Here is a 6969-nt window from a genome sequence, read left to right as displayed (position 1 = left end):
TGCTGAACTCGGCCAAGACGTTGTCGAGCGAAAGCACCCGCCTGCGCGCCGAGCTCGATCGGTTCATGGCGAACATCCGGGCGGCGTAGAGCCACGGCGGCTCCGCGACACCTCACCGCAAGTTGCGGCGCGGCAAATTTACCGCGGCTTATCCTTTGCCGTTTACCTTGCATTTGAGTCGCGGAGCGGGCTGCTGCCGGACTGCGCCTGGTTTTCCGCGAATGGAATGGGGTGGGGGAAATGTCCGTCAAGTCAAAGCCGAGCTCATCAAAGCTCTTCACCTTGCGTTTCCGCGCGAAGATCATCCTCGGGTTCGTGGCGGTGCTGGCCATCCTCGCCGTCAGCATGGCGTTCGCGTATTTCGGCTTCGAGCGAATCGCTGGCGCTGTCGCCTCCTACCGGACCAGCGTGGCGGAAGCCGACCTGGCACGGACCATCGATCGCGAGTTGATCAGCTATCAGGGACTGACCCGGGCCTACACGCTGACCGGTGCGGCGGATGATGAAACCGCGGCCAAGGCGGCTGAAGAAAATCTGAAGGCGGCGATCGCCAAGTCGATGTCCGCGACGTCAGGTGCGGCGCGCCGCGAGGAGATCGGCAAGCTCGAAGCCGAGTTCCAGCGCTTCACAAAGGTCTTCAGCGAGATCATCACGCTGACCCGCGCCAACAACAAGATCGCGGCCGATGAGCTCAACAGCGTCGGCAACAAGATTCGTTTCAAGTTCGACGACCTCGCCGATACCGCGGCGTTGGCCGGCCTGAGCTCGGTCCAGACCACGGCCAAGGACATCACCTCGCAATATCTCGCGGTCTCCACGTCGGTCAGCGCCTTTGTAGCCAAGCCGGAGTCGAAGACCGCCGACGGCGTCGTTGCCCGCATCAAGTTCCTGGAAACGCTGCTGGTCTCGATCTATGCCAACGACCAGAAGATCACCGACCGCGTCACCGAGATCGGCAATCTTCTGAAGCAGTACCGCGCATCCTTCGCAAAGCTGTCGGAGAACGTGAAGGTCATCGTCAAGTCGAATGCCGAGATGACCAAGACGGCAGCGTCCATTCTCAAGCTCTCGGGTGAATTGCGGTCGGACCTGTCGGCCGATCAGCAGCGCATCGAGCTGGGTGCCAATACGACGATCGGTGAAACCGAGCATTTGATGCTGATGCTGGCGCTGGGCGGTCTTGCCATCGGCGCCGCGCTGGCGCTGATGCTCGGCAATGGCATCTCGCGGCCGATGATCGCGATGTGCAAGGCTATGCGTGAGCTCGCTTCGGGCAATTTCGACGTCGTGCTGCCCGGCCTCGGGCGCAAGGACGAGATCGGCGAGATGGCCAGTGCCGTCGAAGAGTTCAAGGTTCAAGCCGTTGCCAAGGCCGAGCGCGATGCCGCCGCCAGCGAAGCCCAGAACAGGGAGCAGGCGGCAAGCCGCCGCGGCGAGCTGATCCGCTTTGCAGACGATTTCGAGAGCGCCGTTGGTGCGATCGTGTCGAATGTCTCGGCTTCCGCTGTGCAGCTTGAATCGTCGGCGTCCACGCTGACCCGCACCGCCGAGACCACACAGACCCTGTCGAGCCAGGTCGCCGGCGTTTCCGAGCAGGCTTCGAGCAACATGCAGTCGGTTGCGACGGCGACAGAAGAACTGTCGGCTTCAGTTGAAGAGATCGGCCGCCAGGTCCGCGATTCCAGCCGCATCGCCGAGGCCGCCGTGGTGCAGGCCAAGGAAACCGACGGCCGCATCGGAAAGCTCTCGCACGCGGCCCAGCAGATCGGCGAGGTCGTCAAGCTGATCACGGCGATTGCCGAGCAGACCAATCTTCTGGCGCTGAACGCGACGATCGAGGCGGCACGCGCAGGCGAAGCCGGCCGCGGCTTTGCGGTGGTTGCGAGCGAGGTGAAATCGCTGGCGAGCCAGACGGCGAAGGCGACCGACGAGATTTCGTCGCACATCGCGGGCATGCAGGGGGCGACGGCCGAATCGGTCGCCGCAATCAAGGAGATCGGTGCGACCATCGGCAAGATCTCGTCGATCTCGACCTCGATCGCCAGCGCGGTGGAAGAGCAGGGTGCCGCGACGCAGGAGATCGCCCGCAGCGTCCAGAACGTGGCCCAGGGCACCCAGACGGCCGCGACCGATATCGGTCAGGTCAACCGCGGCGCCGCCGAAACCGGTTCAGCCTCGGAAGAGGTGCTGAACTCGGCCAAGACGTTGTCGAGCGAAAGCACCCGCCTGCGCGCCGAGCTTGATCGTTTCATGGCGAATATCAGGGCGGCGTAGGCCACACTCTAGCGCCAATCTCGGTGTCGTCCCGGCGAAGGCCGAGACCCATAACCATAGGGAGCGGTTGTGGGACGAGTTGGTAATTCCGAGTCTTCGCAAAACTATTGCTGCGGCGTATGGATCCCGGATCTTCGCTGCGCTCGTCCGGGACGACAGCGGAGCGAAGATCGCCATTCGAGCACCTTACTCACTCCCTCCCAAACGCCCGCTTCAGCTCCACCTTCGCTTTCTCCAGCCGCTCACGCTGAGTCTTCGGCAAGGTCTTGCCGGCGCGGTTGATGTAGAATGTCAGCATCGAGAGCGCGGAGCGATAGGCGCCGGTCTTGCGGCGCGTGCTGTGCTCGGCTGAGCGCTTCAGCGATGCTGCGATCTTCTTCGGGCTCGTGAGTTTGAACACGCCGCGCTTGAGGTCGAGCGCATCACTCTCTTTCGTCACGCGCTGCGACCAGCGTTTTGGCGCGGCGCGCTGTGCGCTCTTGCGGGCGGTGCTGCGCCCCGCGCTGGTCTTCTTGCGTGCTGCTGTTTTGCGAGAATGTGTCGTCTTTCTGACATGAGCCATGCGTCAACTCCTTGCGGCTCCAGCAGAAACGGCCGGTATTCGCTGCCGTTCCCATGGGAACCCGCAGATGCCGCAGACGTTGTCGGGGGTGGCAGGCAGAATGCCGCACCCCCAGACCCAGTAACCCGATGGAATTGCAGCAGAGCGCAGTGCTGAAGGATGGACCTGCAGTCTCGATGGCGGCCGCGACCGATCGCATCGTCGAGACCAGCATTCCCGCGCGGCTGGATGCGCTGCCCTGGAGCGGCTTTCACACCCGCGTTGTGCTGGCGCTTGGGATCACTTGGATCCTCGATGGACTCGAGGTGACGCTTGCCGGCGCGCTCTCGGGTGCGTTGAAACAGAGCCCGGCGCTGCATTTTTCCAATCTCGATCTCGGCATCGCCAACTCGGCCTATCTCGGCGGCGCCGTGCTCGGCGCGCTTGGCTTCGGCTGGCTGACCGACCGCATCGGCCGCAAGAAGCTGTTCTTCATCACGCTCGCGCTCTATCTCTCGGCAACGGCCGCAACCGCGCTGTCCTGGAATATCGCAAGCTACGCGCTGTTTCGTTTCCTGACCGGCGCCGGCATCGGCGGCGAATACACCGCGATCAACTCGACCATCCAGGAGCTGGTGCCGGCGCGCTATCGCGGCTGGACCGATCTGGTCATCAACGGCAGCTTCTGGATCGGAGCAGCGATGGGCGCCGTCGCAGCGATCGTGCTGCTTGACCCCGCGGTGATCGGCCCTGATCTCGGCTGGCGTCTTGCCTATCTCATTGGCGCCACCATCGGCCTCGTCGTGCTCCTGATGCGGATGTGGATCCCGGAGAGTCCGCGCTGGCTGATGATCCATGGCCGCCCGGAGCAGGCCCACGAGATCGTCGAGGACATCGAGCGCTCGGTGATCGGGCACGATCAGGAGGGGCGCCGCGACAGCTTCCCCAAGATGCGGCTGAAGATGCGTGATCACACCCCGATCCGCGAAGTCGCGCAGACGCTGTTCGGCACCTATCGCCAGCGCGCGCTGGTTGGTCTCGTGCTGATGGTCGCCCAAGCCTTCTTCTACAACGCGATCTTCTTCACCTTCGCGCTGGTGCTGACCGATTTCTACGGCATCAGCGCCGATCACGTCGGCTGGTATCTGCTGCCGTTCGCCGCCGGTAATTTCCTCGGCCCGCTGCTGCTTGGCCGACTGTTCGACACCCTCGGCCGCCGCGCCATGATCATGTTCACCTATGGCGTCTCCGGCCTGCTGCTGGCGCTGTCGGGCTATCTGTTCTCGATCGGCGCATTGAGCGCGCAGGGACAGACCATCGCCTGGATGGTGATATTCTTCTTTGCCTCACCCGCGGCGAGCGCGGCCTATCTCACCGTCAGCGAGACCTTCCCGCTGGAAGTCCGCGCACTGGCCATCGCAGTGTTCTATGCGGTGGGCACCGGAATCGGCGGTGTGATTGGTCCCGCGCTGTTCGGCGCGCTGATCGATACGGGATCACGCAGCAGCGTGTTCGCCGGCTATTTGCTGGGGTCCTTCCTGATGATCGCGGCCGCGACCGTGGCGTGGCGCTACGCCATCTCCGCGGAGCGCAAATCGCTCGAACAAATCGCGCGGCCCCTTGCTTCCATGGAGTAGACTTATGAAATCGGAGCTCGCCGAACTGGACCAGATGCACGCCATGCCTGACGAAGAAGCCCCCGATGCCGTACCTGTGCCGCATGCGCTCGTCCCGCATCTCAACGAGACCGCGATCCTGCTCGACATCGACGGCACGCTGCTCGATCTGATGCCGACGCCGCGCGAGGTGTGGGTGCCGCCGGGCCTGTCAGAGACGCTGAACCGGCTGACGGAGCGCACATCCGGCGCACTGGCCATGGTCAGCGGCCGCTCGCTCAACGACATCGACCTGATCTTCGCACCCGACGTGTTTCGCGCCGTCGCCGGCCATGGCGCGGAGATGCGGCTGACGGTCGGCACCGAGGCCGATGATGTGCACGCGCCGCCGATGGACAAGGAGCTGAAGCGGCGGCTGGCCGCGATCGCAAAGCTCAGTCCCGGAATCCTGCTTGAGGACAAGGGCTATTCGCTGGCGCTACATTATCGCCTCGCGCCGCATGCGGAGAAGGCGATCTATGAAGCCGTCTCGCTGATCCGTGCCGATCTGCCCAATGCGCCGATCGAGGTGCTGCCCGGCAAGTTCGTCTGCGAAATCAAGCATTCCGGATTCACCAAGGCGACCGGCGTGCGCGAGCTGATGAAGCACGAGCCATTCAGGGGACGTCGTCCGATCTTCATCGGCGACGACGTCACCGATGAAACCGTGTTCGCGATCATGCCCGACATGAACGGGCTGTCCTTCTCGGTCGGCCGGCGTGCCATCGGCGTCAACGGCCATTTCGATGCACCGAACGACGTGCGCGCATTCCTTGCGCGCCTGCTGGACGATACAAGGTTGGAATAAGGCGCGGTCACCTCGCAGCCATATTGTTACGCATGCGGTTCCCCTGCGCGCACTGTTCAGGCTGGCCGAAATCAACCTTTCTCGAATGAAATCGCCGGGTTCCCTCAAGGGAAACAGGTTCCAACGCGCGCGCCTGACTTTGGTTTCATTTCGTAGAAATGATGACAGGAACCATATTGATGAACGGCAGTTAAACGGGGTGGAATGAACAGGAGGGGACGACCTGTGAACTTAGTCGTCGTTTCAAATCGAGTTGCGCGCGGTAAACCCAACGAGCCCATGACGGGCGGCCTCGCGGCGGCGCTGCTTCCCGTTGTTGAGCATTCGGGTGCTATCTGGGTCGGCTCCTCCGGCCGCGTGCGTGATGGCCATCAGAAGGAGCCATTCGCAGAGATCGAGGCGCTGGGGTCCGGTGCGATCGCAACGCTGGACCTGCCGGCGGCGCACTATGGCGGCTATTACGAAGGCTTTGCCAATTCGGCATTGTGGCCGGCGCTGCATTCGCGCAGCGATCTGATCCGCGTCTCGCGTGACGACTATGTCAGCTACCGCGAGGTCAACGCCTTCATGGCGCGCGCCCTGATGCGCTTCCGCAAGAACAACACAGCGTTCTGGGTGCAGGATTATCATTTCCTCGCGCTCGGCGCGGAGCTGCGCGATCTCGGCGTCGACGATCCGATCGGCTTCTTCCTGCACACGCCTTGGCCGGTCGTCGCGGTGATGCAGGGAGTGCCCAATCATCGCGAGCTGGTCACGGCGATGCTGGCCTATGATCTGCTCGGTTTCCAGACCGAGGGTGATTGTCAGAATTTTCTCGGCTACGCCAGCAGCGAGCTCGGCCTCATCATCGAGGACGGCGTCGTGCTTTCGCAGCACGGCCGCACACACTGCGAGGTGTTTCCGATCGGCATCGATGCGGAGAAGTTCGCAGCCTATGCCGCGAAGTCAGCCTCGCATCCCGATGTCTCGCGCCTGCGCCGCAGCCTCAATGGCGAGCGGCTCGCGATCGGCGTCGATCGTCTCGACTACTCCAAGGGCCTCGTCAACCGCATCAGTGCGTTCGATCGGCTGTGGACAGATCAGCCGCAGTTTGCGCGCAGCATCTCCCTGCTCCAGATCGCCAATCCGTCGCGTGGTGGTATCGAAGCGTACGGCAATCTCCAGAACGAGGTCGCCCGCCTTGTCACCGACGTCAACGGTCGCCATGGCGAGGTCGACTGGACCCCGATCCGCTATCTCAACAAGGGCTTTAGCCAGGCCGTGCTCGCCGGTCTGTACCGCACCGCGCAGGTCGGCGTGGTGACGCCGCTGCATGACGGCATGAACCTCGTCGCCAAGGAATATGTCGCCGCGCAGAATCCGGCCGATCCCGGCGTGCTGGTGCTGTCGAAGTTCGCCGGTGCCGCCAACGAGCTCGAGACTGCGTTGCTGGTCAATCCGCACGACATCGACGGCATGGCTCGCGCCATCGCGGTCGCAGCAGCGATGCCGCTCACCGAGCGCAAGATGCGGTGGGATGCGATGATGAAGAAGCTGCGCGGCCACACCATCCAGCAATGGTCGTCGGATTTCGTCGCCGAGCTCGAGAAGTGCCGCACCGAGAAGGTCGCAGCCGCTCCGCTCGCGGCGCAACCGCCGCAGGCGCTGCGTTGGCTGAAGTCGGCGATCTCGGGCGTGCGGTTGATTTAGGG

At 63.4% G+C, this 6969-nt stretch carries 5 protein-coding genes; 4 read left to right on the top strand and 1 reads right to left on the bottom strand.

Annotated features, from left to right (window positions below; all coding sequences use genetic code 11):
• Window positions 1-240 precede the first annotated feature (240 nt).
• Window positions 241-2274: a HAMP domain-containing methyl-accepting chemotaxis protein gene (locus Q0687_RS13285; protein ID WP_298877259.1), complete on the top strand. Its 2034-nt coding sequence runs from the start codon at window positions 241-243 to the stop codon at window positions 2272-2274.
• Window positions 2275-2464: 190 nt separating this feature from the next.
• On the opposite strand, the gene Q0687_RS13280 is transcribed toward Q0687_RS13285, so the two are convergent.
• Complete coding sequence (locus tag Q0687_RS13280; RefSeq protein WP_298877256.1) at window positions 2465-2836, bottom strand: DUF3175 domain-containing protein; 372 nt, start codon at window positions 2834-2836, stop codon at window positions 2465-2467.
• Window positions 2837-2964: 128 nt separating this feature from the next.
• Here Q0687_RS13280 and Q0687_RS13275 point away from each other — a divergent pair, with 128 nt between their 5' ends.
• The 3 genes from Q0687_RS13275 (at window position 2965) to Q0687_RS13265 (ending at window position 6967) form a co-directional block, all read left to right on the top strand.
• Entirely contained in the window at window positions 2965-4452 is a 1488-nt protein-coding gene (locus Q0687_RS13275) for an MFS transporter (protein ID WP_298877253.1), read from the top strand.
• 4 nt (window positions 4453-4456) lie between these two features.
• Window positions 4457-5278 carry a trehalose-phosphatase gene (gene otsB, locus Q0687_RS13270; protein ID WP_298877251.1) on the top strand — a complete coding sequence of 274 codons (822 nt, stop codon included), beginning with the start codon at window positions 4457-4459 and terminating at the stop codon, window positions 5276-5278.
• A 225-nt stretch (window positions 5279-5503) separates the two neighbouring features.
• Window positions 5504-6967: a trehalose-6-phosphate synthase gene (locus tag Q0687_RS13265; protein WP_298877248.1), complete on the top strand. Its 1464-nt coding sequence runs from the start codon at window positions 5504-5506 to the stop codon at window positions 6965-6967.
• Window positions 6968-6969 lie beyond the last annotated feature (2 nt).

Source organism: uncultured Bradyrhizobium sp. (genome assembly GCF_936928535.1).
Classification (GTDB): Bacteria; Pseudomonadota; Alphaproteobacteria; order Rhizobiales; family Xanthobacteraceae; genus Bradyrhizobium.
This window is presented reverse-complemented; position numbering and strand designations above follow the sequence as displayed.

Coding starts and splice junctions, on each gene's coding strand:
- Q0687_RS13275 (WP_298877253.1), top strand. CDS start 2,965: ATGGAATTGCAGCAGAGCGCAGTGCTGAAGGATGGACCTGCAGTCTCG.
- otsB (WP_298877251.1), top strand. CDS start 4,457: ATGAAATCGGAGCTCGCCGAACTGGACCAGATGCACGCCATGCCTGAC.
- Q0687_RS13280 (WP_298877256.1), bottom strand. CDS start 2,836: ATGGCTCATGTCAGAAAGACGACACATTCTCGCAAAACAGCAGCACGC.
- Q0687_RS13285 (WP_298877259.1), top strand. CDS start 241: ATGTCCGTCAAGTCAAAGCCGAGCTCATCAAAGCTCTTCACCTTGCGT.